At 64.6% G+C, this 26,467-nt stretch carries 22 protein-coding genes; 11 read left to right on the forward strand and 11 right to left on the reverse strand.

The genetic code is table 11. The annotated features are described in order from the left end of the window. The first annotated feature begins 93 nt into the window (after nt 1-93). From ybeY to GGR61_RS05365, 5 genes are all read left to right on the forward strand, one after another. The gene (ybeY, locus tag GGR61_RS05345) at nt 94-579 is read left to right on the forward strand and encodes an rRNA maturation RNase YbeY (RefSeq protein WP_184620689.1); all 486 of its coding nucleotides are present in this window, start codon (nt 94-96) and stop codon (nt 577-579) included. After that, complete coding sequence (locus tag GGR61_RS05350) at nt 579-1,115, forward strand: hypothetical protein (protein WP_260286929.1); 537 nt, start codon at nt 579-581, stop codon at nt 1,113-1,115. Before ybeY ends, GGR61_RS05350 begins: the two co-directional genes overlap by 1 nt. 98 nt (nt 1,116-1,213) lie before the next feature. Next, the gene (locus GGR61_RS05355) at nt 1,214-2,092 is read left to right on the forward strand and encodes a transporter associated domain-containing protein (RefSeq protein ID WP_184409249.1); all 879 of its coding nucleotides are present in this window, start codon (nt 1,214-1,216) and stop codon (nt 2,090-2,092) included. Continuing rightward, a complete protein-coding gene (locus GGR61_RS05360; RefSeq protein ID WP_184620690.1) occupies nt 2,089-3,360 on the forward strand; it encodes a DUF4105 domain-containing protein in 1,272 nt (423 codons plus the stop codon). The genes GGR61_RS05355 and GGR61_RS05360 overlap by 4 nt, the downstream gene beginning before the upstream one ends. Nucleotides 3,361-3,374: 14 nt before the next feature. Continuing rightward, nucleotides 3,375-4,376, forward strand: a complete 1,002-nt coding sequence (locus GGR61_RS05365) for a magnesium and cobalt transport protein CorA (protein ID WP_184409203.1) — start codon at nt 3,375-3,377, stop codon at nt 4,374-4,376. 267 nt (nt 4,377-4,643) lie between these two features. Here GGR61_RS05365 and GGR61_RS05370 read toward each other — a convergent pair whose 3' ends face one another. Next, nucleotides 4,644-6,008: an NAD-dependent succinate-semialdehyde dehydrogenase gene (locus GGR61_RS05370; RefSeq protein WP_184620691.1), complete on the reverse strand. Its 1,365-nt coding sequence runs from the start codon at nt 6,006-6,008 to the stop codon at nt 4,644-4,646. A gap of 265 nt (nt 6,009-6,273) precedes the next feature. Between GGR61_RS05370 and GGR61_RS05375 the strand changes: the two genes are divergently transcribed. Next, nucleotides 6,274-6,696: a hypothetical protein gene (locus GGR61_RS05375; RefSeq protein ID WP_184620692.1), complete on the forward strand. Its 423-nt coding sequence runs from the start codon at nt 6,274-6,276 to the stop codon at nt 6,694-6,696. A 158-nt stretch (nt 6,697-6,854) separates the two neighbouring features. Here the strand turns inward: GGR61_RS05375 and GGR61_RS05380 are convergent, their stop codons facing one another. From GGR61_RS05380 to GGR61_RS05415, 8 genes are all read right to left on the reverse strand, one after another. Next, nucleotides 6,855-7,703, reverse strand: coding sequence for an ABC transporter permease subunit (locus tag GGR61_RS05380; RefSeq protein WP_184620693.1), 849 nt, complete (start codon nt 7,701-7,703; stop codon nt 6,855-6,857). Then, nucleotides 7,700-8,611 (reverse strand): ABC transporter permease subunit, encoded by a 912-nt coding sequence (locus GGR61_RS05385; protein WP_184620694.1) that lies wholly within the window; start codon nt 8,609-8,611, stop codon nt 7,700-7,702. Before GGR61_RS05385 ends, GGR61_RS05380 begins: the two co-directional genes overlap by 4 nt. Further along, entirely contained in the window at nt 8,608-9,741 is a 1,134-nt protein-coding gene (gene potA, locus GGR61_RS05390) for a polyamine ABC transporter ATP-binding protein (protein ID WP_184620695.1), read from the reverse strand. The genes GGR61_RS05385 and potA overlap by 4 nt, the downstream gene beginning before the upstream one ends. 106 nt (nt 9,742-9,847) lie before the next feature. Then, nucleotides 9,848-11,338: an efflux transporter outer membrane subunit gene (locus GGR61_RS05395; protein ID WP_184620696.1), complete on the reverse strand. Its 1,491-nt coding sequence runs from the start codon at nt 11,336-11,338 to the stop codon at nt 9,848-9,850. A gap of 4 nt (nt 11,339-11,342) precedes the next feature. After that, complete coding sequence (locus tag GGR61_RS05400) at nt 11,343-12,929, reverse strand: MDR family MFS transporter (RefSeq protein ID WP_184620697.1); 1,587 nt, start codon at nt 12,927-12,929, stop codon at nt 11,343-11,345. Continuing rightward, on the reverse strand, nt 12,926-14,131 hold the full coding sequence (locus GGR61_RS05405; protein ID WP_184620698.1) for an HlyD family secretion protein: 1,206 nt from the start codon (nt 14,129-14,131) through the stop codon (nt 12,926-12,928). Before GGR61_RS05405 ends, GGR61_RS05400 begins: the two co-directional genes overlap by 4 nt. 259 nt (nt 14,132-14,390) lie before the next feature. Beyond that, on the reverse strand, nt 14,391-15,506 hold the full coding sequence (locus GGR61_RS05410; protein WP_184409194.1) for a polyamine ABC transporter substrate-binding protein: 1,116 nt from the start codon (nt 15,504-15,506) through the stop codon (nt 14,391-14,393). A 278-nt stretch (nt 15,507-15,784) separates the two neighbouring features. Then, on the reverse strand, nt 15,785-17,161 hold the full coding sequence (locus GGR61_RS05415) for an aspartate aminotransferase family protein (protein ID WP_184620699.1): 1,377 nt from the start codon (nt 17,159-17,161) through the stop codon (nt 15,785-15,787). A 344-nt stretch (nt 17,162-17,505) separates the two neighbouring features. Here GGR61_RS05415 and GGR61_RS05420 point away from each other — a divergent pair, with 344 nt between their 5' ends. The 3 genes from GGR61_RS05420 to GGR61_RS05430 are packed head-to-tail and all read left to right on the forward strand — an operon-like array spanning nt 17,506 to nt 21,301. Beyond that, nucleotides 17,506-18,597 carry a hypothetical protein gene (locus GGR61_RS05420; protein ID WP_184620700.1) on the forward strand — a complete coding sequence of 364 codons (1,092 nt, stop codon included), beginning with the start codon at nt 17,506-17,508 and terminating at the stop codon, nt 18,595-18,597. A 25-nt stretch (nt 18,598-18,622) separates the two neighbouring features. Next, nucleotides 18,623-19,033: a phosphate ABC transporter substrate-binding protein gene (locus GGR61_RS05425; protein WP_184409408.1), complete on the forward strand. Its 411-nt coding sequence runs from the start codon at nt 18,623-18,625 to the stop codon at nt 19,031-19,033. Nucleotides 19,034-19,090: 57 nt separating this feature from the next. After that, a complete protein-coding gene (locus tag GGR61_RS05430) occupies nt 19,091-21,301 on the forward strand; it encodes a methyl-accepting chemotaxis protein (RefSeq protein ID WP_184409409.1) in 2,211 nt (736 codons plus the stop codon). A gap of 138 nt (nt 21,302-21,439) precedes the next feature. Here the strand turns inward: GGR61_RS05430 and GGR61_RS05435 are convergent, their stop codons facing one another. Together GGR61_RS05435 and GGR61_RS05440 are read right to left on the reverse strand one after the other, a co-directional pair. Beyond that, complete coding sequence (locus tag GGR61_RS05435; protein ID WP_184409410.1) at nt 21,440-22,825, reverse strand: glutamine synthetase family protein; 1,386 nt, start codon at nt 22,823-22,825, stop codon at nt 21,440-21,442. 6 nt (nt 22,826-22,831) lie between these two features. Further along, complete coding sequence (locus tag GGR61_RS05440) at nt 22,832-23,587, reverse strand: gamma-glutamyl-gamma-aminobutyrate hydrolase family protein (protein WP_184620701.1); 756 nt, start codon at nt 23,585-23,587, stop codon at nt 22,832-22,834. Nucleotides 23,588-23,739: 152 nt separating this feature from the next. On the opposite strand from GGR61_RS05440, the gene GGR61_RS05445 reads away from it, so the two are divergent. Beyond that, entirely contained in the window at nt 23,740-25,119 is a 1,380-nt protein-coding gene (locus GGR61_RS05445) for a glutamine synthetase family protein (RefSeq protein WP_184620702.1), read from the forward strand. Next, nucleotides 25,119-26,435 carry an FAD-binding oxidoreductase gene (locus GGR61_RS05450; RefSeq protein ID WP_184620703.1) on the forward strand — a complete coding sequence of 439 codons (1,317 nt, stop codon included), beginning with the start codon at nt 25,119-25,121 and terminating at the stop codon, nt 26,433-26,435. The genes GGR61_RS05445 and GGR61_RS05450 overlap by 1 nt, the downstream gene beginning before the upstream one ends. Nucleotides 26,436-26,467 lie beyond the last annotated feature (32 nt).

Below are 26,467 nucleotides of genomic sequence, written 5' to 3' on the forward strand. Positions count from 1 at the left end.
TCACTCAAGCGCGGATGCGCGGACAGGCATCGCAGCAAGGCGCCACTCGCGCGATACTGTTACCTCTGTCTGATCTGACTTGTTGGTGTTGCCATGACCAAAGGCCCCATTCGCCTAGACGTCGCCGTCAGTTACGCGCTCCCGCGCGCCGGTTTGCCCTCGGCGGTGAGTTTTCGCAAGTGGGTGGCTGCGGCGCTGAAGGGACGCATCCGCGAGGCCGATCTGGCGGTGCGCCTGGTCGATGAGAAGGAAGGCTGCTCGCTCAATCATCATTACCGTGGCAAGGACTACGCCACCAATGTGCTGAGCTTTCCGGCCGAGTTGCCCGAAGGCCTGCCCAAGGGCATCAAGATGCCGCTGCTCGGCGATCTGGTGATCTGCGCGCCGGTGGTGGCGCGCGAGGCGGCCGAACAAGGCAAGTCGCTGGCCGCGCATTACGCCCATCTGACCGTGCACGGCACCTTGCATCTGCTGGGCTGGGATCACGAAGACGACAAGGAAGCCGACGCGATGGAGCAGCTGGAGCGCGAAATCCTGGCCGACCTAGGCATCGACGACCCGTACGCGGGAGAGCACTGATGCCAACCGGGCTATGGCTGCGGGCCAGCGGCATCACCGCTCTGCTGTGGCTGGGCGTGTCCGCGGCTTGGGCCCAGGGCGCGCCGGTGCGCCCGGACCTGCCGGCCCTGATCGAATGCCGCCAGCGCATTGGCGACTTCAACGCGCTGGCGCCGGTGCTGGCCGACCCGCTCAAGGCGGTCGCGCTGGGCTGGACGCCGCTGGAGCAGGCCAACCTGTTCATGACCGAATACACGCTCAACACGCCGATCAGCGTGTTCGGCCACCGCACCACCCATATCGCGTTCTCCGGCGCCAGCGTCATGGCGCTGCTGGACCTGCCCGATCCGCGCCCGTTGGCCAAGCAATTGAACCTGGAACTGGGCGTGGATAACGCCGACAAGGTCATGTACGGGCGCGAGCTGGTCAGCGAAGACACCACCAACCCCAAGACCGGCGAGGCGATGATCGAATCGATCGTGCTCAGCGTCTCCAACGTGAAGTCGCATCCGGGCAAGACCGTGGTCGGCTGCGGCTATAGCCTGGACCTGCCCTGAAGCACGGCGTCCGCCCCTGCCCCGTCCACAGCGCCTTGGCGGCTTCCTGCTAGACTGGCGCCTATCGCCTGGTTTGCCGGGTGCCGTCCCCCGTCACGATGTCCGAAGACGACAGTAGCCAATCCCAAGAAACACCCGAAAAACGCCGTAGCTGGCTCGAGCGCCTGAGCGCTGCCTTCTCCGGCGAGCCCCATACCCGCGACGAACTGGTCGCGTTGCTGCGGACCGCCGAACAGGACGGTCTCATCGCCGCAGACACCTTGCGCATGATGGAAGGCGCGATCTCCGTGTCCGAGCTCACCGTGGGCGATGTGATGATCTCGCGCTCGCAGATGGTCTCGTTGCCGGTGGAAGCACGTTTCATCGACCTGATGAAGCAGGTGGTCGAATCCGGCCATTCGCGCTTCCCCGTGCACGGCGAGAACAAGGACGAAGTGCTCGGCATCCTGCTGGCCAAGGACCTGTTGCGCGGCGTGGTCGCCGACAACGGGCCCGGCAACGTGCGCGAACTGTTGCGCCCGGCGGTGCTGATCCCCGAATCCAAGAAGCTCAACGTCCTGCTCAAGGAATTCCGCCTGTCGCGCAACCACATGGCGATCGTGGTGGACGAGTACGGCGGCGTCGCCGGCCTGGTCACCATCGAAGACGTGCTGGAGCAGATCGTCGGCCAGATCGACGACGAGCACGACGATGCCGAAGAAGAGAATTCGCTGATCGCCATCCAGGCCGACGGCCGCTATGTGGTCGATGCGCTGACGCCGATCGAAGACTTCAACGAACGCTTTGGTGCGCAATTTCCCGACGACGAATACGACACCGTCGGCGGCCTGGTCACCGATGCGATCGGGCATCTGCCGGAAACCGGCGAAGAGCTGACGCTGGGGCGCTTTGCGTTCCGCGTGGCCAAGGCCGACGCGCGACGCGTGCATGCCTTCCATGTGACCATTCTGCCGCCAGACTCGCAGGACGAGGCTTGAACCTGTCGCCTTGCATTGCCGCTGCAGCGTCCAACCGCAGCAGCGTTCGGCACTGGGCTGCGTGCTTGATCGTCCTGCTGTTGGCGCTCCTGGTCGCACCGGTGGCCATGGCTCAGGCTGCCAGCCAAGCCACCGTCCAGCCATCTGTACCGGCACCGCGTGTCGGTGTGGTCACCATGCAGCCGGGCGAGGTGTTCTTCGAACGCTTCGGTCACGATGCCATCGTGGTGGTCGATCCCGTCACCCAGCAGGCCACCTCGTACAACTTCGGCTTCTTCGATCCAAGCGAGCCGGATTTCGTCCCGCGTTTTGCGCGCGGCGAGATGATGTATTACCTGGTGGCGTTGCCGCTGGAAGAAGACCTGCAGCAATATCGCGCCGGCGGCCGCGGCGTCAGCATCCAATGGCTGGACCTGCCACCGGAACAGGCGCGCGCCCTGGCCGATGGGCTCGCCATCCGCAGCCAGCCGGAAAATGCGCGCTACCACTACGATTACTTCATGGCCAACTGCGCCACGATGGTCCGCGACACGCTGGACCGTGCCATGGGCGGCGCATTGAAATCGCAACTGGCCGGCCGCTCGCGTGGCAACACGTTCCGTAGCGAAGCAGTGCGCCTGGCCTCCCCTGCCCCGTGGATGTGGCTGGGCTTCGATCTGGGGCTGGGCCCTTACGCGGACCGCCCGCTATCGCGCTGGGAAGAAGCCTTCGTGCCGATGCGGCTGGCCGACAGCCTGACCCAGGTGCACAACAGTGCCGGCCGCCCGTTGGTGCAGTCCACCCAGGTCGTGCTGCCGCATCGCATCGCACCGGAGCCGGCCGAACAGCAGCGGCATTGGTGGCCCTGGCTGCTGACCGGGCTGATCGTCGCTGCCGGCGTGCTGGCACTCGGTCGCAGGCAACGTCTGCTGGCCGCGCTTGCACTGCCGTACTGGCTACTGTGCGCAATCGGCGGCGGCTTGCTGGTGTATCTGTGGGGCTTCACCGTGCATCAATCGGCATGGGCCAACCGCAACCTGTTGTTGGTCAACCCGCTATGCCTGCTGTTGCTGATCGGCGGCATCGCCGTGTGGCGTGGACGCCGGCCGGGACGCTGGTTCGATGTGGTGCGCTGGGTGGTCGCTGCCTCGGCGCTGCTGGCCTTGCTGATCCACTGGCTGTCGTTCCAGGCGCAGGGCAACCTGCAATGGGTGCTGCTGCTGTTGCCGATCCACACTGCGCTCGCCATCGCATTGCGGCGGCGTGACGTGCCCCCTCGCATGCGCTGACCCAGGATGCGCCCATGAATCACCACGGCAGCCATCCGGACAACCCCTCCTGCGTCATCACCTGCGCCTATTACGACGGCCAGGGCGAACGCCACGACATCAGCCTGGAGCAGATCAGCGATGTGCTGCAGCGCCCGGACGGGTTTGTCTGGGTAGGGCTGTACGAGCCGCAGGAATCGGTGCTGCACAAACTGCAGGACGAGTTCGGCCTGCACGATCTGGCGATCGAAGACGCGCTCAAGGCGCATCAACGCCCCAAGGCCGAGAGCTACGGCAATTCGTTGTTCGTGGTGGTCAACACCGCACAACTGGTCAACGAACGCATCCGCTATGGCGAGACGCATGCGTTTTTAGGTGCACGCTTTCTGTTGACCGTGCGCCATGGCGCGTCGCTATCGTATTCGCCCGTGCGGCACCGGGTCGAACGTGAGCCGGCGATGCTGCGCATGGGCGCTTCGTTCTGCCTGTATGGCGTGCTCGATTTCGTGGTCGACAACTACCTGCCGATCATGGACGAGTTCCGCGACACGCTGGAAGGCCTGGAAAAAGACATCTTCGCCGACGACTACAAACGCGAAACGGTGGTGCGCCTGTATGAGCTCAAGCGCGAACTCAACAAGATGCGGCTGGTGGTGGCGCCACTGCAGGACGTACTCTCGCATCTCAAGCGCAACCCTGGCTCGCTGATCCACGACGAGGTCGGCATCTACCTGCGCGACGTCCTCGATCACGCCGTGCGCAGTAACGACGCCATCGACACCTTGCGCGAAATGCTGGGCACCGCACTCAGCGTCAACCTGTCGATGGTGACGCTGGCACAGGGCGAAACCGTCAAGCGCCTGGGTGCCTGGGCCGCATTGCTGGCGGCCCCGACCCTGATCACCAGTTGGTACGGCATGAACTTCACCCACATGCCCGAGCTGGACAAACGCTACGCATACCCCTTGCTCGTGGCCGGCGTGGTTGGCTCATGCCTGGCGCTGTATCGCCTGTTCAAGCGCGCGCGGTGGCTGTAGGGCCGCTTTGCGGCCGGGAGTCGGGAGTCGGGAGTCGGGATTGGTTAGAGCGGGTTTGCTGATTGCTGATCCAGCTTGAGCCATGGGTGTGTTTTGATCGCTATTGCTTTAATCGGTTGACCAAGACTGTTTGATGTCTGGTGGTTTCTGTTGGCGTACGCGCGAGTCAACCAGCGCCTCATCCGCCCATCGGGCACCTTCTCCCGATGGAGAAGGGAGCGCCGTGGCCTTTACGAATCCCAACTCCCGAATCACCAATCCCCGCTCTCAAGCCACATAGATCGTCTTGATGTTCATAAACTCGTGGATGCCGTGCTCTGCCAGTTCGCGGCCGAATCCCGAGCGCTTGATACCGCCGAACGGCAGACGCACATCGCTCTTGACCACCGAATTGACGAACGCCGCACCGCACTGCAATTGTTGGGCGACGCGTTCGCCGCGTTTGGCATCGGCAGTCCACACGCTGCCGCCGAGGCCGAAGCTGGTGTCGTTGGCCACGCGCACCGCATCCGCTTCGTCCCTCACCCGGATCACCGAAGCGACCGGGCCGAACAGCTCTTCGTCATAGGCCGGCATGCCCGGCGCGACCTGATCGAGAATGGTGGCCGGGTAACCGGCATGCGAGCCGGGCACCGGTTCGCCACCGAGCAACACGATGGCGCCTTTCTGTACGCTGGCCCGCACCTGCGCATGCAGTTCGTCCCGCAGATCGGCCCGCGCCATTGGCGCGAGCGTGGTGCCGTCCTGCTGCGGGTCGCCGAGCACGCGCTCGGAAGCGGCCACGACGAAGCGTTCGATAAAGCGATCGGCGATCGCATCCACCACGATGAAGCGCTTGGCAGCGATGCAGGTCTGCCCGCTGTTGTCGAACCGCGATTGCACCGCCGACTGCACGGTGTGCTCCAGATCGGCGTCTTCCAGCACCACGAAGGCGTCGCTGCCGCCGAGCTCCATTACGCACTTCTTCAGCTGGTCGCCGGCGTTGGCAGCCAGCGAACGGCCCGCGCGTTCGCTACCGGTCAGCGTCACTGCGGCAATGCGCGCGTCGCGCAGCACCTCTGCCGCCTGGTCGTTGTCGATATGCAGCACGTCGAACACGCCTGGCGGGATACCGGCCGCGTCCAGCACCTGCTTCATCGCATCGGCGCAACGCGGTACGTTGCTGGCGTGCTTGAGCAATGCCACATTGCCCGCCATCAGGCCTGGCGCGAGAAAACGAAACGCTTGCCACAGCGGAAAATTCCACGGCATCACCGCGAAGACGCAACCTAGCGGCTCGTAACGCACATAGCTGGATCGCGCTTCGGTCGGGATATCACGCGACGCCAGGTACGCGGCCGCGTGCTCGGCGTAATAGGCACACGCCTGCGCGCACTTGTCGACCTCGGCCAGCGCTTCATGGCGCAGCTTGCCCATCTCGGCGGTCATGGTGCGCTGCAGGTCGTCGCGTCGTTTCGTCAGCTCCTCGCCGACGCGGCGCAGCCGTGCGCCGCGCTCGGCCAGTGGCAGCGCTGCCCAACCGGGGAACGCGTTGGCGGCGGCGGCAAGACGCGCCTCGATGGCGGCGGCGTCCAGGGTGTGCTGGGTGTGCTCGACCCGGCCGTTGGCCGGATTGATGGTGTCGTAGGACATGACGGTCTCCTGTTACAGGCAGGCCATGCTAGTACCCGGCAAGTTGGAGCCGCGTCACAACCGCTTCAACTCACTGCAACGCTGTGTTTGCCCACACCGCGACGCAATGCCGCATCTCCATCGGGCCGCTCGCCGACGAACGGCAGCTGGAATGACTCCCAAATCAAGATGACGAAGGCAGCACTGCCCTGTCCATGGTCCAACCGCACGGAATGCTCTAGCATCCCGCAATTGGCAGATTCGTTTATTCACGGAAGACCACAACATGCGCCGGGATCTCATTGCTCTAGTTGTAATTGGTGCCAGCGCATGCCTGCCCGGATGCGCCGCCATCCAGGACATGTTTCACGGCCCGCGTCCCAGCCCGAACGGATTTGTCACCGTGAGCTGCATAGATGCTGTGCCCAACCGCACGCAACCCTGCGAGGAAGAGGCGCTGCGTGCGTGCTCGGACACGGCGATCCGCCAATTCGTTACTGCGCAGTCGTCGCCGAACATGGTCACGATCTATCCGATCAGCAAAAAGTCCAAGGACGACGGCAAGGACGACGGCAAGAAAAATCGCAAGGATCACGACGACGAACAACCCAGAGTCGAGCAACAGGGCTACCAGATCAGCGCCGAGTATCAGTGCTACCTGACCAAACCGCAGCCCTGGGACAGCGGTTACACGCCTCCAGCCAGGTAAGAGCAGCCGATCGAACGGTTGCACTCACCGCCCGGCGCACGCGCGGAAGGCGTCCAGAATCGGCTTGCCAGCTTCGTACCAGTCGGTGGTTTCACCGTTGGCAGCTGTCTGGCAGCCGCTTGCTGCGGTTCATTCGCCTCACCAATGCTGGCAGGCGCTCAGGAAGCAGCCTGCAGCGCCAACCGTACGTCACGCTGACGGCGCTTCTCGCTGCGGGCGAGCAACCACCAGCCGATCACCGCGACGGCCGACACTGCCAGCACCATGACCGTCGCAAGAGCGTTGATCTTGGGGCTGATGCCCATCCGTACCGACGCGAATACCTTGATCGGCAATGTGGTGGAACTGGGCCCGGACAGAAAACTGGCGATCACCACATCGTCCAGCGACAGCGTGAATGCCAGCAACCAGGCCGCTGCCAATGCCGGCGCGATGATGGGCAACGTGATCAGCGCGAACACCTTCAACGGCGTCGCGCCCAGATCCATCGCCGCTTCTTCCAGCGAGCGATCCAGTTCCTGCAGGCGCGAGGACATCAGCACCGTGACGAAGGAGACAGTGAAGGTGACGTGCGCCATCCAGATGGCGACCATGCCGCGCGGTGCGATGCCCAGCACGCCCCCCATCGACACCAGCAACAGCAGGATCGACAGGCCGATGATCACTTCCGGCATCACCAGGGGCGCGGTGATCAACGCACCGAACAGGGTCTTGCCGGGAAAGCGTCGCATGCGCACCATCGCCATGGCCGCCATCGTGCCCAGCACCGTCGAGGCGCAGGCCGTCCAGAACGCAACCTTCAGGCTGACCCAGGCCGCCTCCAATAACTGACGATCGCCCAACAACGCGCCATACCAGCGGGTGGAAAAACCGCCCCATACCGTCGCCAGCCGCGAGGCGTTGAACGAGTAGACCATCAGCAACAGGATCGGCAGATACAGAAAGCCGAAACCCAGCGCGAGCACGCTGGCGCCCACCATGCGGCCACTGCGAGAGGTGCGCATCATGCCGGCCGCCCTTCCAGCTCGCGCTGCTGATAACGGTGGAAGATCACGATCGGCACCAGTAACAGCAGCAACATCACCGTGGCCACTGCGGCGGCCATTGGCCAGTCGCGGTTATTGAAGAACTCGCCCCACAGCACGCGGCCGATCATCAAGGTGTCCGGGCCGCCCAGCATTTCCGGGATCACGAACTCGCCCACTGCCGGAATCATCACCAGCATGCAGCCAGCCACGATCCCGTTGCGCGACAGCGGCAAGGTGATGCGCACGAACGCCTGCCACGGGCGTGCGCCCAGGTCGTAGGCCGCTTCGAGCAGGCGCTGATCGTGCTTGACCAGGTTGGCGTACAGCGGCAGCACCATGAACGGCAGATAGCAGTACACGATGCCGATATACGCGGCGAGCGGTGTGTACAGCAACTGCACTGGTTGCCGGATCACGCCCAACGCCAGCAGCGCCTGATTGAGCAAGCCATTGCCATCGAGAATGCCGATCCACGCGTACACACGGATCAAGAACGAGGTCCACGATGGCAGCACCACCAGCATCATCGCCACATGGCGCGTGGCCAGCGGCAGACGCGCGATGACGTAGGCCATCGGGTAACCGATCGACAACGCAAACACGGTCGACACCGCCGCGATCCTGATCGAATTCGCGTACGCCGCCACGTACTGGCTGTCGCGCAGCAAGGCCAGATAATTGTTCAGATGCAGCTTGACGTGCATCGCGCCGTCGGCCGCATGGGCGAACAGCGGCGTGTACGGCGGCATCGCCGTGGCGCGTTCGGCGAAGGAGATCTTCAGCACGATCAGAAACGGGATCGCAAAAAACACCAGCAGCCACAGATACGGCGCAGCGATCACGCCCCAGCGTGCACCCGGCAGTGCGCGCAGCAGGCGCCGCATCATGCGGTGAGCACCACGCCGTCCTGCTCGCCCCACCCTACCCATACCGTATCGCCCCAGGTCGGCGCCTGGCTACCCGCGCGCTGACGATTGGCAACGTGGACCATCAGCTTGAAACCGCTGGGCAGGCGCACGTGATACACCGAATGGCTGCCGAAATACGCGATGTCTTCGATCACGCCCTGCGCCTTGTTGCAGGCCTGTGCGGGTTCATCCTTGCCGATGGCGAGCTGTTCCGGGCGCAGCGCAAATGCCACTGCCTGCGCTTGCAACCCGGGGATGCCGTGGCCGATGCGGATACCGGCATCGAACGCAGAGGCCTGGAGGTTGACGGCATCCGGCTTGTTGTCGACGACGCGCGCATCGATCAAATTGACCGAGCCGATGAATTGGGCCGCAAAGCGATTGGCCGGTTGCTCGTAGATTTCGTCAGGGGTGCCGATCTGCTGGATCCGCCCCCGGTCCATCAACGCGATGCGGGTGGCCATGGTCATCGCCTCTTCCTGATCGTGGGTGACCATGACGCAGGTGACGCCGGAGGTCTCGATGATATTGACCAGTTCCAGCTGCATCTGCGAACGCAGTTTTTTGTCCAGCGCGCCCATCGGCTCGTCCAGCAACAACAGCTTGGGCCGCTTGGCGAGCGAGCGCGCCAACGCCACGCGCTGCTGCTGCCCACCGGAGAGCTGATGCGGTTTGCGCCTGGCCAAGTCGCCCAGCTGCACCAATTCCAGCATCTGGCCAACACGCGTGGCGATGGCCGCCTTGGACAAGGCTTCCTGCTTCAATCCGAACGCGATGTTCTGCTCCACGCTCATGTGCGGAAACAGCGCATACGACTGGAACATCATGTTGATCGGACGCTGGTACGGTGGCAGTGCGTCGAGCGGCTGCCCATCGAGCACGATGCGGCCCTTGGTCGGCCGCTCGAAGCCGGCCAGGCAACGCAGCAACGTGGACTTGCCGCTGCCCGACCCGCCCAGCAACGCGAAGAGTTCGCCCTTGCGGATCTGCAGACTGACGTCATCGACCGCGACGACACCGTCGAATTCCTTGCGCACCTCGCCGATGCGCAGATAGTCGGTATCGCCTGGAGCGTGTTGCAGCAACGGCGCGGGTTCGGGCAGTGCCATGAAACCTCTCGATTGCATCAGTGCCGGCGACACCATCGCCTCGGCCGGCACCCTCATGGAAAACAACGCCGGCCACCGCCGCGCTGCCGCCGACCGTGGCGAGGCGTCAGCGCGCTTCTTGTACCGGCGCGCTCCAGCCCAGGCCCAGGCTCTTCTGCAGCGCGACGTAGTTCACCAGCAACTGCACCTGCGCCTGTGCGGCGGCGTCCTGCGCAGACAGTTGCTGGCGTTGCACATCGAGCAGATCGATCGACGACGTGGCGCCGGCATCGCGGCGTTGCTGCATCAGTCCGGCCGAGCGCGTGGCCGAGGCTTCGGCCTGGCGCGCGACCACCAGTTGCTTGCGCGCCGAACCAAACCGCGACAACGCGGAATTGGCATCCTGCAACGCCGCCAGCACCGCACCCTCGTAGGCCGCCTCGCGGCCGGCGTTGCCGGCGCGCGCCTGCTCCACCTGCGCGCGGGTCTTGCCGAAATCGAAGATCGACCAGCGCAGCATCGGCACCGCCAGCTTGGTCAATGCATCGGAATTGAAATCGCTGGGCGAGCCGGCGATCCAGCTCAGCCCGCCCAGCAGGGTCACCTGCGGGAAATAGCCATTCAACGCTTCGCCGATCTGCGCGCTGGACGCGGCCAGCTCGCGCTCGGCCTTGCGCACATCCGGGCGGCGACGAATCAACGCGCCGGCATCGTCCACGCGTACCTGGGTCGGCAACATCGGCAACGGTTGCGGGCTGCTCAGTTGCGCGTCCAATGCACCGGGCGCGCGCCCGACCATCAATGCCAACTGGTCCAGCGCTTCCTGCGATTGCATCTCCAGCGGCAGGCGTTGCGCCTGCTGCTGCTGCACCTGGGTGGCGATCTGTTCGACCTGCAAGTCCGAGGCGGCGCCGCGCTCGCGGCGCTGCTGGGTCAGGCGCAAGGTTTGGCCGATCTTGTCGAGATTTGCATCGGCGATCGCCAACCGCGCCTGCAAGCCGCGGTAGTTGAGATACACCTGCCCCACTTCGGCCGCCAGCTGCACCTGCGCATCGGCCAGCTCGGCTTCGGAGGCCTGCGCCTGTGACAAGGCGCCTTCGGCGGCGCGACGGCGGCGACCGAAGAAATCCAGTTCCCAGCTGGCATCGAACCCGGCGCTGTAGAGCTGGGTTTTTTCCAGGTCCAGCGCTTCGCTGCCCTGTGCCGGCGGCTGACCGTTCTGGCCGTTCTGCAATCGGCCCAGGGTGTCGACGATGGCCTGCGGTGGCTCCGCATACACATACATGGCGCTGGCATTGAGCTTGGGCAGGCGCTCGGCACGGCGTTGGCGGGCCAATGCACGGTTGCCGCGCAGGCGCGCCTGCGCGGCACGCAGGTTGGGGCTGTCTGCCAGCGCCTGGGTGATCAGCTGGGTGAGCGTCGGGTCGTGCAGTTCCTCCCACCAGTGATTCAGCGGCGCAGCGGCGACCACCTCGGCACCGCTGGCGCGATGCAGTGCAGGTGCCTGCATGGCCGCCTCGGCCACCGCCGGTGGCTTGGTGTAATTGGGGCCCAGCATGCAGCCGCCGAGCAACAAGGCGCTCACCGCCGCGGCCAGCGGCATGCGGATCAGGCGCATGGAATCAGTGCATCGCAAGTTGCGTCCCCTTCGGTAACGGCTTGAGCAAAAAGGCCAGCGGAATCGTGCAGACCACGATCACGCCGAAGATCCAGAACAGATCGCTATAGGTCATCACCAGGGCTTGCTGCTGCACCAGCCGCGCCAGTTGCGCGACCGAGCGAATGGCTGCCTCGCCGCCGGCGCTGCCCTGCATCTGCGCGGTCAGGCCGGAAAGAAAATCCTGCGCGCGCGAGGAATTGGCAGTGATCGCGCTGCCGATGGTTTCGGTGTGGAAGGTCATGCGGCGCTCCTGGAAGGTGGAGATCAGCGCCAGACCCACCGAGCCGCCCAGGTTGCGGCCGGCGTTGAACAGGCCCGATGCGTCGCCCGCGAGTTCGGGCGGCACCGACGAAATCGCCGCCTGGTTGAGCGACATCATCGCCAGCGCCAGCCCGCAGCCCTGCAACAACTGGCCGGCGACAAAATGCATGCCGACCGTGTCGGCGGTCAGCGACAGATTGGCGAAACAGGCTGCGGCAAAACAGATCAGCCCGGCGATCACCAGGATGCGCACGTCCACCGTTTCAAGCAGTTTGGGCATCATTGGCATCAGCAGCACGGTCGGCAGGCCGGACAGCAACAGCACGTAACCGGCCTGCTCGGTGTTGTAGCCGGAGATCACCGCCAGAAACTGCGGGATCATGTACATGACTCCGAACAGGATCATGCCCACCGCCATCACCATGATGAAGACAGCGCCGAAGCTGCGCTGCATCAGCAACGACAGGCGGATCACCGGTGGCCGCTGGCGAAACTGCGACATCACCAGTGCGGCGAATCCGCTCAAGGCGATCACGCTCAGCGTATTGATCTCGCTGGATTCGAACCAGCGCTCGCGCTGGCCTTCTTCCAGCACCACGGTGAGTCCGCCCAGGCCGGCGGTCAGGCCGTAGATGCCCAGCCAGTCGGCCCTGAGCAGGCCTGCCCAATCGCCCTTGTCGTGTTTGAGGCCGAGCAGCAGCAAGGCCACCAGACCCACGCAGATCGGCACGTTGATGAAGAACGCATAGTGCCAGCTGACGTTTTCGGTGAGCCAGCCGCCCAGCAGCGGGCCGATCACCGGCCCCATGATCACGGTCATACCGAACAAGGCGGTACCCATGGTCTGCTGGCTGGGCGGCAGCCGCGTGGCGACGATGGTCAAGGCGGTGGGAATCAGCGCACCACCGGCCAGGCCCTGGCCGACGCGGCCGATGATCATCATCGTCAACGAGGTCGACAGCCCGCACACCACCGAAAACACGGTGAACATCACCGCGCAGATCAGCAGGAAGTTACGCAGGCCCAGCGTGCGCACGAACCAGCCGGTCAGCGGGATCATGATGATCTCGGCGACCAGATACGCGGTGGAAATCCAGGTGCCTTCGGTGCCGCTGGCACCGACTTCGCCCTGGATGGTGGGCAGCGCCGCGTTGACGATGGAGATGTCCAGCGTCGCCATGAACGAGCCGATGGTGCCGGCCAGCACCGCCAGCCAGGCACCCGGCTCGGCCTTCTCGCGTTGGGCGCTGCCGCCGGCACGGGGGCCGGTGGCTGCTGCTGCCGTCATTGCGCGCGCTCCTGCGCCTGCATGCGATCGGATTCCTCCTCGGCCCGTTGCTTGGCGTCCTTGGCCGAGCGCGTATCCACGGTGACTTCGACCGACATACCCGGCACCAGCACCTTGCGTGCCTCGTCACCGGCCAGCACGCGGATACGCACCGGGATGCGCTGCACCACCTTGGTGAAGTTGCCGGTGGCGTTCTCCGGTGGCAGCAAGGCGAACTGCGAGCCGGTGCCTGGCGAGAGGCTTTCGACCTTGCCGTGCAGCTTCACGCCCGACAACGCATCGACCTTGATCTCGGCCGGCTGACCCGGACGCATCAGGCCGACCTGGGTTTCCTTGAAGTTGGCCACCAGGTACAGCGATTGCTGCGGCACGATGGTCATGGTGCGGGTGCCGGCGGCCAGGAACTGGCCCACCTGCACGGTCTTGTCGCCCACACGGCCGTGGATGCGGCTGGTCAGCCGGGTGTCTTCCACCGCGACACGGGCCTGATCGGCATCGGCGGTGGCCTGCTTCAAGCCGGCCTGCGCCTGTTCCAGCTGCGCGTTGCTGGCCAGGATCTGGCTCTGCGCCCCCTTGGCCTGCGCCTGCGCCGCGTCGTACTGGGCGCGGGCGCGTGCCAGCTCGTGCTGCAGGCTTTCCTGATGTTCGTGGGTGTCAGCGCCCGAGGCGGCCAACGGGGCGAAGCGCTTCACTTCGGCCTGGGCGAATTTCAGGCTTGCCGCTGCCGAGGTCACCTGGCTACGCGCCTGCACCAGCGAGGACTCCTGCCCAGAGACATTGGCGGTGGCCGCGCCGATATCGGCCTGGCGCGCGGCGATTGCGGCCTCGGCCTGCTGCAGGTTCGCCTGATAGGTTCGATCGTCGATCTGCAGCAGCGGCTGGCCGGCATCCACGATCTGGTTGTCGCCCACCATCACCTTGGTCACATAGCCGCTGACACGCGGCGCCACGGCCACCGAATCGGCCTGCAGGTAGGCGTTATTGGTGTCCTGCATGTAGCGGCCCTTGATCAGGTAATAGGCCAGCCAGATCACCAGCAGGATCGCCACCAGTACGCCGACCACGATCAGCGTCCATTTGACCTTGGGATTCTTCAACGGCGAGGGCTTGGCCGGCTCCTGCTGGTTGCGGTGTGCGTCGGCACCGTGGGCTTCCGTGGCTGACGCATGGCCGTTGTTGGACTGCTGGTCGTTGTTGCTCAAAGTGAGGCGTCCTGTGTCGTGGGCGAGGCACGCGCGCCGACGGACCGCATCGGCGGCTCCGGCGAAGGCGGCGCAACGATACTATTATTTAAACCAGCCAGTACAGATTGTGTGATGAGCTCGCTTGCGCTAGGCCATGGATGGGCAGCAGTACCGCAGCAAGGGCCGGCGTTCATGCCGCTGTCGACCGTCTCGCTGCATCAATCCAGCCTTGGTTCTTCGAGGCGACGCATTTCAGCGCCGCATCCACTGCCCTGCCTCAGCGCCCTGTCTTGATCTCGGTCCACAGCCGCGTATACAAGCGATCCACCTCGGGCGAGTTGATCGCGTAGGTGAACATCTTGGCGGTCACCTCCGGCGGCGGGTAGATGGTGGGGTCGTGACGGATCGCCGCCTCCACCAGCGGTGTGGCGGTGCGCACCGGATTGGCGTAGTGGATGAAGTTGGTGTTGGCCGCAGCCACCTCCGGCTTCAACAGATAATTGATGAAGGCATAGGCGTTTTCCGGATGTTTGGCGTCTTTGGGGATGGCCAGCATGTCGAACCATTGCGGCGCGCCCTCCTTCGGAATCGCGTACGCCACCGTGATGCCGTTGCCGGCTTCCACCGCACGATCGCGCGCCTGGATGATATCGCCCGACCACCCTACCGCCAGGCAGGTATTGCCGTTGGCCAGCGAGGTCACGTACTGGCTGGAATGAAAGTTCTGCACATACGGGCGGATCGTCTTGAGCAGCGCAGCGGCCTTTTCGATCTCGGCGGGCTTGCTGCTGTGCGGATCCAGGCCGAGGTAATTGAGCGCGATCGGGATCATGTCCGAAGGCGTGTCCAGCATCGTGACACCGCAGTTCTTGAGCCTGGACAGATTCTCGGGCTTGAAGACCAGGTCCCAGCTGTTGGCGACCTCGGTGCTGCCAAAAATGGCCTTGAGCTTATCGACGTTGTAGCCGATGCCGGTGGTGCCGATCATGTACGGCACACCGTAGCGGTTGTCGGGATCCTGCGCGGCGATGCGACGCATGATGTCCGGATCCAGATTGGCCAGATTGGGGATCTTGCGCTTTTCCAACGGCAGGAAGACGCCGGCCTGGATCTGCCGCCCGAAGAAGTTGAGCGTGGGCACCACCACGTCGTAATCGCTGCCCCCGGCGAGCAACTTGGTCTCCACCATCTCGTCGCTGTCGAACACGTCGTAGGTGACCTTGATCCCGGTGCTTTTCTCGAACGCCGGAATGGTGTCTTCGGCAATGTAGTCCGAGTAGTTGTAGACGTTGAGTACCTTGGCTTGCGCCTCGGTCGTGTCCGGTGCGTTGCCGCTACCGCAGGAGGCTACCGAGAAGGTGCACAGCGTCAAGGCGAGCAGTCGCAGCGTCATAGGGATCTCCGGGACAGCGCGATGAGGGCAAGCCGGGGTGCGGCCCGTCGGAGCTCCAGACTACTTGCCATGATTGCGTTTGCCCAGGCACAGCGTGTGCCGTGCGTCGAAATGGGATGCATCGACCGCCAGGGTGCGGCCTGTCCCCGGCTTGGCCGGCGCCAACGCAAGCGACACGGCGCACGCTGCGTGCCGCTGACGGCAACCCCTGGAAACCTCCCTGTGGCACGCCGACGCTGCGGTAGGCGCACTGCCTCAACACGCACCCACAAGCAGCATCACACGCACGATTGCCCCAGCGCGTGTGCGGTGTCGTCCAGCGCCGCCCAGGCCTTGTCGAACAATTCGTCGACCTGTTCCGTGGTGATGATCAACGGCGGCGACAACAGCATGGCGTCGTAGGTGGCGCGCAGGATCAGCCCGCGCCGCAATGCGAAGTCGCGGCACATGGCCCCCACCCGCCCGCGCTGCGGGAAATACACGCCACGCCGGCGTTTGTCCGGCACCAGTTCCAGCGCGCCGACCAACCCGGCGATACGCGCCTCGCCCACCAGGCGATGTTCGCCCAGTTCTGTCCAGCGTTGCGCCAGATACGGTGCGATACGGGTGCGCGCGGTCTCCACGATGCCTTCGTCCTGCAACAGTCGCAGGTTCTCCAGCGCCACCGCCGCGCACACCGGATGCCCGGAATAGGTGCCGCCATGCGCCAACTCGCCGCCCTGGTCCTTGAGCACTGCGGCCACGCGATCGTTGAACATGGCCGCTGCCAGCGGGATGTAGCCGGAGGTGATGCCCTTGGCCAGCGTCATCACATCCGGCTGGAAGCCGAAATAGTCCGCGCCGAACCAGGCGCCCGTGCGCCCGAACCCGCAGATCACCTCGTCGGCGACCAGCAGCACGTCGTAGCGCCGACAGATACGTTCGATCTCGGGCCAGTAACTGCGCGGTGGGATATACACCCCGATCGCACCCATGATCGGTTCGCCGATGAACGCAGCGACACGTTCCGGTCCGAGCTGCAGAATTTTCTGTTCCAACCGACGCGCCGCCAGCAAGCCGTATTCCTCAGGGTCCATGTCCTCGCCGTCGCCGAAGTGATACGGCGGCGCGATGTGATGAATGTCCGGAATCGGCAAGCCACCCTGCTTGTGCATGCCTTTCATGCCACCCAGGCTGGCACCGGCCATGGTGGTGCCGTGATAGCCGTCGTGACGGCCGATGAAGATGCATTTTTGCGGTTGCCCCTGTACCGCCCAGAAATGCCGCACCAGGCGCAGGATGGTGTCGTTGGCCTCGGACCCGGAGTTGGCGAAGAACGCATGATTCAGATCGCCCGGCGTCAGTTCCGCCAGCTTGGCGGCAAGATGGATGGTCGGTTCGGTGGTGCACTGGAAAAAGCTGTTGTAGTACGCCAGCTGCTCCATCTGCCGCGCCGCAGCCTGCGCGAGTTCCTTGCGGCCGTAGCCCACGTTGACGCACCACAATCCGCCGAACGCATCCAGCAACTTGTTGCCCTGTGCATCCCAGACATACACGCCCTCGCCGCGCATCAGGATGCGCGTGCCCTTGTCGGCCAATGCGGCGTTGTCGTTGAACGGATGCAGATGATGCGCTGCGTCCAGCTGCTGCAGGGTCTTCAGGGCGTGCGGGTCCATAACCGTCTCACTGCGAGGTATGGGCGAGTTTACGATCCGTGGCGGTGAGTTTCGCTAAAGGGAGCACATGCAGGACCATCGGGCTTGCCGGCGGCATCGTCCGGATTCGGGCAGTCACGCGCTCGCAGCCTGCTTCGCGCCGATTCGCCGACGCCGCGCCTGCATCCTGCATCGCGGACATGGCGCGCAGGTGAACACACCACTCAACGCCGCTGTCAGGGCTTTTCCTATCCATTGTCGGGGTCCGCATATGCGGTTCTGCCCGCCTGCTTAAACTTTTGTTATACCGGCCGATACCCCTGATGCATGGCGGTGCACCTCGCCCCCGCCGCCCGGAGGGACTTATGACCAGTCGTCATCTTGCAAGCCGCTCGTTGTTGTTTACCGCATTCTCGCTGGCCGCATCGCAGGCCTTCGCCGCGATCCCCGTCGGAGAACACTTCTCGCTGAGTGGCTTCGGCACTGTCGCTGCGCTACGCACCGATACCGATGACGCTGCGTATATCCGCGAATCGCAGACCAAAGGCGCCACCGATTCCTTCAATCTCGGCACCGATTCCAACTTCGGCGTGCAGCTGACCGGCCGCGCCAACAGCTGGTTGTCGGCAACGGTGCAGACGCTGACCAAACGTCGCAGCGCGCTGTATGGCGCCACCCAGGTGGAATGGATGTTCGTCAAGATCGAGCCGTTCGAGGGCTTGGCAATCCGCGGCGGACGCATCGCCACCCCGACCTTCGCCATTTCCGATACACGCAACATCGGCTACGCCAATCCCTGGGTGCATGCGCCCAGCGAAGTCTATGGTCTTGCGGTGATCGATCAGCTACGCGGGGGCGACATCACCTACAGCCATGACCTTGGCGGCGGCACGCTGAAAGTGACGGGCCTGGCAGGCAAGAACTATTTCGCGGCCGACGTTGGAACAGGCCCTCTCGCCCTCAAGCAAGACAATGTTCTCGGCGTCAATGCCGTATGGGAGAACGACTGGCTGATGCTGCGCGCCGGGCAGGTCAAGGGAGACTTCGATTTACCAGCATTCGCCGACTACGGTGATCAATACACCTTCACCGGCTTTGGCGCGATCTTCAATCGCGACAACTGGCTGATACAGGGTGAGTACGTTACCCGTCGCGCCAAAAATATCGCTGAGCAGGCAGATATCGACGGCTGGTATGCGTTGGTCGGGCACAGGTTCGGCGCGGTCCAGCCGTTCGCCAGCTATGGGTCCAGCGAGCCGAAGTACAGCGCATCCAGGACCGGCAAGCAGACCACCGCATCGTTGGGCGTGCGCTGGGACTTTTACCAATCGATGGCCCTGAAAGCGCAGTGGGACAAGGTAGACACCAACGGCATCGGCAATAGCTTCAACCGCTTTCGCCCAGGCTTCGATGGCAATGTAAATGTGTTCGTCGTCGCGCTCGATTTTGTCTTCTAAACCGCCAGACACTCACGGAGTTCCCATGAAGAATATCTACCCACTCCTGGCGGTCTTGCTGTTGTCGGCACCGATGCATGCCATCGCTGGCGCCGTGGTCGTCGCCAAGGATTCGCCGGTCGCCGTGTCCAATGCGGAAGAAGCCAAGAAAGTATTTCTGGGCCGCCAGACCAGCAGCGGCGGCAAAGCGATCACCTTGCTGTATCAGAAGGATGCCGCAACGCGCGCCGAATTCGAAACCAAGGTACTCGGCAAGACCGGCGCCGATCTGACCGGCTACTGGTCGAAACTGATTTTCTCAGGCAAGGCCACCGCGCCGACCGAGGTCGCGAGCGATGCCGAAGTGAAGTCAAAGCTGAAAAGTAATCCCGGCGCAGTCGGTTATGTCAGCGACAAGGCAATCGACGACTCGGTCAAGGTGTTGTTGAAATACTGAGTCTGCCAAAGGCCCTGGCGCATGGGCGCCAGGGCTCACCTTCTTCAGGAGAGTCTCATGTCATCCAGTGCCGCACGCTTCTCACTCCCGCACTGGGGAGCGTTTTCGCGTGCAACCGGACGCCTGTCGCGACGGCTACGCTACGTGTCGATCCGCACCAAGATTCTGCTATTGCCCGGCATTGCACTGCTGGGCTTGCTGGTTTACAGCACCTATACCATTTCCTCGTCGCGCACCAACATCCACACATTGGAGCGCTTCGCCGCCAATACCTTGCCGGTGATGTCGCTGGCAGGACAGGCGAATCAGGGCCTGGTCGAGACCCAGGCCACCTTCACCCAGGCGCTCGGCGACAAGGACGAATTCCTGGTTGAGGATGCAGTGAAGCTGTCGCAGACAGCGCGCGCGAAGATCGAATCGATCAAGACCAAAGACCCCAGCTATACGCAACGCGTGGACCAACTTGTCGCGCTGTGGGACCGCTATGTGGACAAGAGCAAACTGGCGGTCGGCGGCATCATCAGCGGCGACGGCGACATGCAGTCGTTCCAGGCATTGGCAACCGAAAAACAGGCCGCCTACCAGCAGGTGCGCGAAGCGCTCAACAAACTGGGCACCGATAGCGAAAGCAGCTTCAAGAGCGCGCTGACAGAGGCGGCTGGGCAAGCCACGCGCGCATCGTGGATGGGCGCATCGGCAACGGTGATGCTGTTGCTGCTGACGGTACTGGCAGCCCTGCTGATCGACGCGGCCATCCGTCAGCCGATCGAGCGGCTCAATCAGGCAATCGGCCAGGTAGCACGCGGCGACTTCGATGCACACGTGGAAGACGAAGGCAAGGATGCGCTGAGCACCATGTGCCGCTCGTTCAACTCGCTGCTGATGGATCTGAAAGCGGCGATCAGCGAAACCAATCAGGTGCTGGGGGCAGTGGAACGCGGCGACTTCAGCCAACGCGTGGTTGCCGATCTTCCAGGAGATCTGGCAACGCTCAAACATGGCGTCAACGCCGGTGCCGACAGCGTGCAGCGCACCATGCGTGCGTTGGACGAAGTGATGGATGCGCTGGCCAGAGGCGACTTTGCTGCACGCATGAGCGAAGACGTGGAAGGCGACTCGCGCCTGAAGGTGGATCGCGCCATGCACCTGCTGCAGGAATCGCTGGAAGAGTTGAGCGCCAGCATGACCGCCACCGCCGAAGGTAACTTCAAGCGCCGCATCGATGCGGACCTACCAGGCGACCTGGGCGTGCTCAAGCAGGCGGTCAACCAGTCGTTGAATGCGCTGGATCTGGCGCTGACCGAAATCAGTGCCACCACCGACGCCCTGGCCAACGGCGACCTGACCCGGCGCGTCCAGGGCCGCTATGCAGGCACCCTCGGGACGCTCACGTCCACGCTCAACGGGTCACTGGACAGCTTGAGCGAGGTCATTGGCGAGGTGGCGACCACCGCCGAGGACGTGAGCAACGGCGCCGACGAAATTTCGTCTGGCAACAGCGACCTGTCCGGACGTACCGAACGCCAGGCTGCGGCGCTGGAACAGAGCGCGGCCAGCATCAAGTCCCTGCTGCAATCGGCGCAGCAGGCTGCGGAGAACAGTCGCCAGACCAGCGAGCTCACCGTGGGTGCACTGGAAAGTTCGCGCAGTGGTGCGGACGTGGTGGGCAAGGCCGGCGAATCGATGGCAGGCATCAACCAGTCGAGCCGGCGTATTGCCGATATCATCGGCTTGATCGATTCGGTTGCCTTCCAGACCAACCTGCTGGCGCTCAATGCGGCAGTGGAAGCTGCACGCGCAGGCGAACATGGCCGCGGGTTTGCGGTGGTTGCCAGCGAAGTCCGTAATCTTGCGCATCGCACCGCGTCGTCGGCCAAGGAAATTCGCGATCTCATCAGCGACTCCAACCGGCGCGTGCACGAAGGTACCGATCTGGTCACCGCCACGCGCGAACAGCTGCAGGCCATCAACGCCTCCAACGAACGCGTCGCACAGCTCTCCCGGGAGGCGGCCGTTGCCGCGCACGATCAATCCTCCGGCCTGCAGGATCTCAGCCGCGCGGTGGACGATCTGGAAAGCGTGAACCAGCAAAACAGCAGCCTGGTCGAAGAGGTCTCTGCGTCCAGCACCGCGCTACGCGACCGCGCGGTGCAGTTGCGGGCAACAGTCTCGCGGTTCCGCCTGCAGGGATCTGCCGAGACTGCACAGCAGACCTCTGCGGCGATTGCCAAACGCGCGCTGCAGCGTGCTGCAGGAACACCGGTCTGATCGCCGGTCCAGCACCGGCGGCTTGCCTTGGGCAAGCCGCCATCGGCCGGATCCGCGCTTGGCGGAGCACCTACGACCGATGCGTGGCATCCGATCGTCGATGAAGCGGCCAGCGGTTGTCGATGAAACCTGTTGGCCTCACACGTTCAACAGCAGGAACTCCCGTTCCCACGAACTGATCACCCGAAAGAACGTTTCGTATTCCTTGCGCTTGACCGAGATGTAGGCCCGCACGAAGCGGCGTCCCAGCATTTCCTGCAATGCCTCGCAGCCTTCCAGACCATCCAGCGCCTCGCCCAGCGAGCGTGGCAGATCGTAGCCCTGTTCCTTGCCGTTGCTGCTGATCGGCGCGGTCGGCTCCAGCTTCTCGCGGATGCCGAGCAACCCGCAGGCCAGGGTCGCCGCCATCGCCAGATACGGATTGGCGTCGGAGCCGGCAAAGCGGCTTTCCACCCGCATGTTCTGCGGCGCATCGATCGGCACGCGCAGCCCGCAGGTGCGATTGTCGAATCCCCACAACACGTTGCTCGGCGAGACTTCGCCGAACATCAGCCGTCGATACGAATTGACGTTGGGCGCCAGCAGCCCCATCGCCATCGGAATGTATTTCTGCAGGCCGCCCAGATAATGCGCGAAGGTGTCGCTGAAGCCGCCCTCGCGCTTGCCGCTGAACACGTTCTTGCCGGTCCCGGCATGCAGCAGGCTCTGGTGGATATGCATCGCACTGCCCGGCTCGGTTTCCATTGGCTTGGCCAGGAACGTCGCGTAGACGCCATGCCGCAGCGCCGCCTCGCGCATGGTGCGCTTGAACAGGAACACCTGATCGGCGCGCGAGAGCGCGTCGGCATGGGTGAAGTTGACCTCCAGCTGCGCGGCGCCGGATTCGTGGATCAGCGTGTCCACGTCCAGCTCCATCGCATCGCAGTAGTCGTACATCAGGTCCAGGATCGGGTCGAACTCGTTGACCGCGTCGATCGAATACGACTGCCGTGCGGTTTCCGGGCGCCCCGAGCGCCCGGCCGGCGGCAGCAACGGGAAATCCGGGTCGGTGTTCTTCTGCACCAGAAAGAATTCCAGCTCCGGCGCCACCACCGGTTGCAGCTTGACCTGGGCGTAGGCATCCAGCACGCGGCGCAGCACGTTGCGTGGCGCCAGCTCATGCGGCTGCCCATCCTTGGTGTAGCAATCGTGGATGACCTGCGCGGTGGGGTCGGCGGCCCACGGCACCATGCGGACGGTGGCGGCATCCGGGCGCAGGTGCATGTCCGAATCCGACGGCGAGGTCAGCTCGTAATAATCGTCCGGGAAATCGCCGGTGACGGTGGTGGCGAAGATGCCTTCTGGCAGGCGGGTACCGTAGTCATGCGAAAACTTGTCGGCGGGAATGATCTTGCCGCGTGCATTGCCGGTGATGTCCGGCACCAGGCACTCGACTTCGGTGATGTGACGCTCCTTGAGCCAGCGGCGCAGTGCGCTCTCGGGCTGTTTGGGCGTGGATGTGCGCGAACGTGTACGGATGGACATGCAACCTCACTGGCCGCGTTGAGCGGCGTACTGGCGACAGGCGTCGCCGAAGGCCTGAAAGATGGCACGGTAGAACGGATGCTGTGTGACATGCCACTCCGGATGCCATTGCACGGCGAGCAGAAACCCGGGCCCGGGGCCGCGAAAGGCCTCGATCAGGCCATCCGGCGCGGTGGCTTCGATCACCAACCCGTCGGCCAGGCGTGCAATGCCCTGCCCGTGCAGCGAGTTCACCGCGACCTGCGCGGTCTCGCTCATGCCGGCCAGCCATCCGCCGGCATGCAACTGCACCAGATGGGCCGGACCGTATTGCGTGTCCAGTGGCGCGGCATGGTCTTGACGATGGTCGGCCAGGCCTGGCACCTCCTGCACGCGTTGATGCAGGCGCCCGCCCAGCGCCACGTTGACCTCCTGCAGCCCGCGGCAGATCGCCAGCACCGGCAGGCCACGCGCAAGCGCTTGCGGGATCAGCCCAAGGCTGGTGGCATCGCGCGCCGGATCGTGCGGATTGCCCTCCCAGCTGGGCTCGTCGCCGTAGTGATGCGGCTCGACATTGCTTACCGCGCCGGTCAGTAACACGCCATCCAGTCGCTCCAGCCACACGCCGGCGTCCAGCGTGGGCCGCAGGCTCGGCAACAGCACCGGCATCGCGCCGGCCGCATCCACCACCGCGCGGATGTATTTCTCGCCGGCGGCCAGAAACGGGTGCGGCCCTTGCTGGATACGATCGGTCGACAGCCCGACCACTGGAACGACAGCCATGCACACACCCCGATGTCGCGCGTTGCGTTAACCCGCGTGTGCGGTCGAACTTACCGCGCGGCCGCAGGCCTTGCCAAGCGCGATCGGCGCTGCGGTTGCGATTGCTCACGTGCGCTTTGCTAATCTGCGCAGCGACTTCGCAGGTGGTGCCCATGGCTTCCGATAACCCCGTCGCGTCCTTGCCCACTGCCGATGCCGCCACGCTGGCGCGCATCGCCGGCTGCGAATCGATCGACCTGCTCTTGCCCGACACCAACGGCGTGCTCCGTGGCAAACGTGTGACAACCGAGGCGCTGGCCAAGATCTACCGCGATGGCGTGTGCCTGCCGATGTCGCTGATCGCCACCGACATCACCGGCAACACCGTGGAAGAGACCGGATTGGGTTATGCCATCGGCGATGCCGATCGCATCTGTCGGCCGATCGCCGGATCGCTGCGGCCGGTGCCATGGGCGCCACGGCCGATGGCGCAACTGCTGCTGGCGATGCACAACCCGGACGACAGCCTGTTCGAGGTCGCGCCACGCGCGGTGCTGCAACGCGTGCTGCACGGCTTTGCAACGCGCGGCCTGACCCCGGTGATCGCGGTGGAGCTGGAGTTCTATCTGTTCGACGCGGTACCCGATGCGCAGGGACGCCCGCAGACGCCGCGCGACCCGCTCACCGGCGCGCGCAGCGACAGCACCCAGGTGTATTCGCTGCAGGATCTGGACGACCAGCACGGCTTCACCGAGGCAGTCACCGCCGCCTGCCGCCAGCAAGGCATTCCGGCCGACACCGCAGTGGCCGAATACGCGCCCGGCCAGTTCGAAATCAATCTGCAGCATCGCGCCGATGCGGTGGCCGCCTGCGACGAGGCGATCCTGCTCAAGCGCACCATCAAGGCGATTGCGCAGCAGCAGGGCAAGCTCGCCAGCTTCATGGCAAAGCCGTTCCCCGACCAGGCCGGCAGTGGACTGCATCTGCATGTGAGCCTGCTCGATGCCGATGGGCACAACGTGTTTGCCGGCAGCGCCGATGCGCCGGCAGAGCACTTGCGCCACGCCATCGCCGGACTGCAGCGGCACGCCGATGCCTCGCTGCTGGTCTTCGCACCGCACGCCAACAGCTACCGGCGCTTCGTCAGCAATGCCTTCGTCCCATTGGATGCGAGCTGGGGCTTCAACAATCGCACCGTGGCGCTGCGTATTCCGCATAGCGATGCACGCAACACACGCATCGAACACCGCATCGCCGGTGCCGATGCCAATCCATATCTGGCCGCTGCCAGCGTGCTTGCTGCCATCCTGGACGGCCTGCAACACCCCGCCGAGCCCACCGCGCCGGTAACCGGCAATGCCTATGCGCAGTCGGTGTTCCAGCCGCGCACCTGGCAAGCGGCGGTGGATGCGTTTATTGGCAGCGACTTCATCGACGCACAGCTCGGCGCGCAGTTCCGGCATGTATTCGGCCAGCAGAAACAACGCGAGCTGCTCGACTATCAAGCCCTGGTACCGGACCTGGATTACGCCCGGTACCTGCGGACCGTGTGATGCCCATCCCCGCCGCAGCGACGCCCCACTCCACTACACCGGCCGACGGTTATCCCGACAGCTGGTACGCGCGCAGTACCCCGGCACTGCCGGCACAGCCGCGCCTGCAAGGCGTTGCGCAGGCCGATGTGTGCATCCTCGGCGCTGGCTACACCGGGCTGACCGCCGCGCTCGCCCTGGCCGAAGCCGGTTACAAGGTGATCGTGCTGGAAGCAAAGCGCATCGGCTGGGGCGCCTCCGGACGCAACGGCGGCCAGGCCATCGTCGGCTACGGCTGCGAGCAGGAGACGCTGGAAGCGCTGGTGGGCGATGCCGACGCGCGGCTGCTGTTCGATTTCTCGCGCGATGGCATGCGCCTGCTGCGCGCGCGTATCGAGCGCCACGCCATCGCCTGCGACTGGCGCGACGGCCACGCCCACGTGCCGCTGAAGCCGCGCCAGGTGCAGGCCCTGCAGCACGGCATCGTGCGCATGGCCGAGCGCTACGACTACCCGCTGGAATGGTGGGACCGCGCGCGCACGCGCCAGGTGCTGGACAGCCCGTTGTATCTGGGCGCGATGTTCGACCCGGCCAGCGGCCACCTGCACCCGCTGGCCTATGCACTGGGCCTGGCGCGCGCAGCGCTGGCCGCTGGCGTGCGCATCCACGAAGACGCGGCGGTCACCCGGTTGGAAGAAGGCACACGGGTGCGGATGCACACCGCCCACGGCAGCGTCGCCGCCGACTTTGGCGTGATCGCAGGCAATGCCTTGCTGCAGGGCATTTGCGCACCGCTGGAGCGCACCATCATGCCGGTGGGCACTTACGTCGGCGCCACCCCACCGCTGGGGCAGGCCCGCGCACGCGCGTTGATCGCCAACGACATGGCGGTGGCCGATACCAACTGGGCGCTGGACTATTACCGGCTCAGCGCCGACCACCGGTTGCTGTTTGGCGGGCGCGCCAGTTATTCCGCGCGCCCGCCACCCGGCCTGGACCGGCTGATGACCCGGCGCATGCATGCGGTGTTTCCGCAACTGCACGACGTGCCACTGGAGACGCTGTGGGGCGGCTACGTGGACATCTCGCGCAACCGTGCTCCGCACTGGGGTCGACTGGCGCCGAACGTGTATTTCGCACAGGGATTTTCCGGCCATGGCGTGGCCGCCACCGGGCTGGCCGGCCAGGTCATCGCCGAAGCCATCGCCGGTCAGAGCCGGCGCCTGGACGTGTTCGCGCGGATTCCGCACAGCCCCTTCCCCGGCGGACGGCGGCTGCGCACACCGCTGCTGGTGGCGGCAATGAGCTGGTACCGGCTGCGCGATGCGCTGTGGTGAGCCGAGGCATCGTCGCGTTTACCGCGCAAGGC

This window comes from Xanthomonas sp. 3058 (assembly GCF_014199765.1).
GTDB lineage: Bacteria > Pseudomonadota > Gammaproteobacteria > Xanthomonadales > Xanthomonadaceae > Xanthomonas > Xanthomonas campestris_B.

Bases quoted from the DNA above. Each gene is read 5' to 3' on its own strand.
- ybeY (WP_184620689.1), top strand. From the start codon at position 94: ATGACCAAAGGCCCCATTCGCCTAGACGTCGCCGTCAGTTACGCGCTC.
- GGR61_RS05350 (WP_260286929.1), top strand. From the start codon at position 579: ATGCCAACCGGGCTATGGCTGCGGGCCAGCGGCATCACCGCTCTGCTG.
- GGR61_RS05355 (WP_184409249.1), top strand. From the start codon at position 1,214: ATGTCCGAAGACGACAGTAGCCAATCCCAAGAAACACCCGAAAAACGC.
- GGR61_RS05365 (WP_184409203.1), top strand. From the start codon at position 3,375: ATGAATCACCACGGCAGCCATCCGGACAACCCCTCCTGCGTCATCACC.
- GGR61_RS05370 (WP_184620691.1), bottom strand. From the start codon at position 6,008: ATGTCCTACGACACCATCAATCCGGCCAACGGCCGGGTCGAGCACACC.
- GGR61_RS05375 (WP_184620692.1), top strand. From the start codon at position 6,274: ATGCGCCGGGATCTCATTGCTCTAGTTGTAATTGGTGCCAGCGCATGC.
- GGR61_RS05380 (WP_184620693.1), bottom strand. From the start codon at position 7,703: ATGATGCGCACCTCTCGCAGTGGCCGCATGGTGGGCGCCAGCGTGCTC.
- GGR61_RS05385 (WP_184620694.1), bottom strand. From the start codon at position 8,611: ATGATGCGGCGCCTGCTGCGCGCACTGCCGGGTGCACGCTGGGGCGTG.
- potA (WP_184620695.1), bottom strand. From the start codon at position 9,741: ATGGCACTGCCCGAACCCGCGCCGTTGCTGCAACACGCTCCAGGCGAT.
- GGR61_RS05395 (WP_184620696.1), bottom strand. From the start codon at position 11,338: ATGCGCCTGATCCGCATGCCGCTGGCCGCGGCGGTGAGCGCCTTGTTG.
- GGR61_RS05400 (WP_184620697.1), bottom strand. From the start codon at position 12,929: ATGACGGCAGCAGCAGCCACCGGCCCCCGTGCCGGCGGCAGCGCCCAA.
- GGR61_RS05410 (WP_184409194.1), bottom strand. From the start codon at position 15,506: ATGACGCTGCGACTGCTCGCCTTGACGCTGTGCACCTTCTCGGTAGCC.
- GGR61_RS05415 (WP_184620699.1), bottom strand. From the start codon at position 17,161: ATGGACCCGCACGCCCTGAAGACCCTGCAGCAGCTGGACGCAGCGCAT.
- GGR61_RS05420 (WP_184620700.1), top strand. From the start codon at position 17,506: ATGACCAGTCGTCATCTTGCAAGCCGCTCGTTGTTGTTTACCGCATTC.
- GGR61_RS05425 (WP_184409408.1), top strand. From the start codon at position 18,623: ATGAAGAATATCTACCCACTCCTGGCGGTCTTGCTGTTGTCGGCACCG.
- GGR61_RS05430 (WP_184409409.1), top strand. From the start codon at position 19,091: ATGTCATCCAGTGCCGCACGCTTCTCACTCCCGCACTGGGGAGCGTTT.
- GGR61_RS05435 (WP_184409410.1), bottom strand. From the start codon at position 22,825: ATGTCCATCCGTACACGTTCGCGCACATCCACGCCCAAACAGCCCGAG.
- GGR61_RS05440 (WP_184620701.1), bottom strand. From the start codon at position 23,587: ATGGCTGTCGTTCCAGTGGTCGGGCTGTCGACCGATCGTATCCAGCAA.
- GGR61_RS05445 (WP_184620702.1), top strand. From the start codon at position 23,740: ATGGCTTCCGATAACCCCGTCGCGTCCTTGCCCACTGCCGATGCCGCC.
- GGR61_RS05450 (WP_184620703.1), top strand. From the start codon at position 25,119: ATGCCCATCCCCGCCGCAGCGACGCCCCACTCCACTACACCGGCCGAC.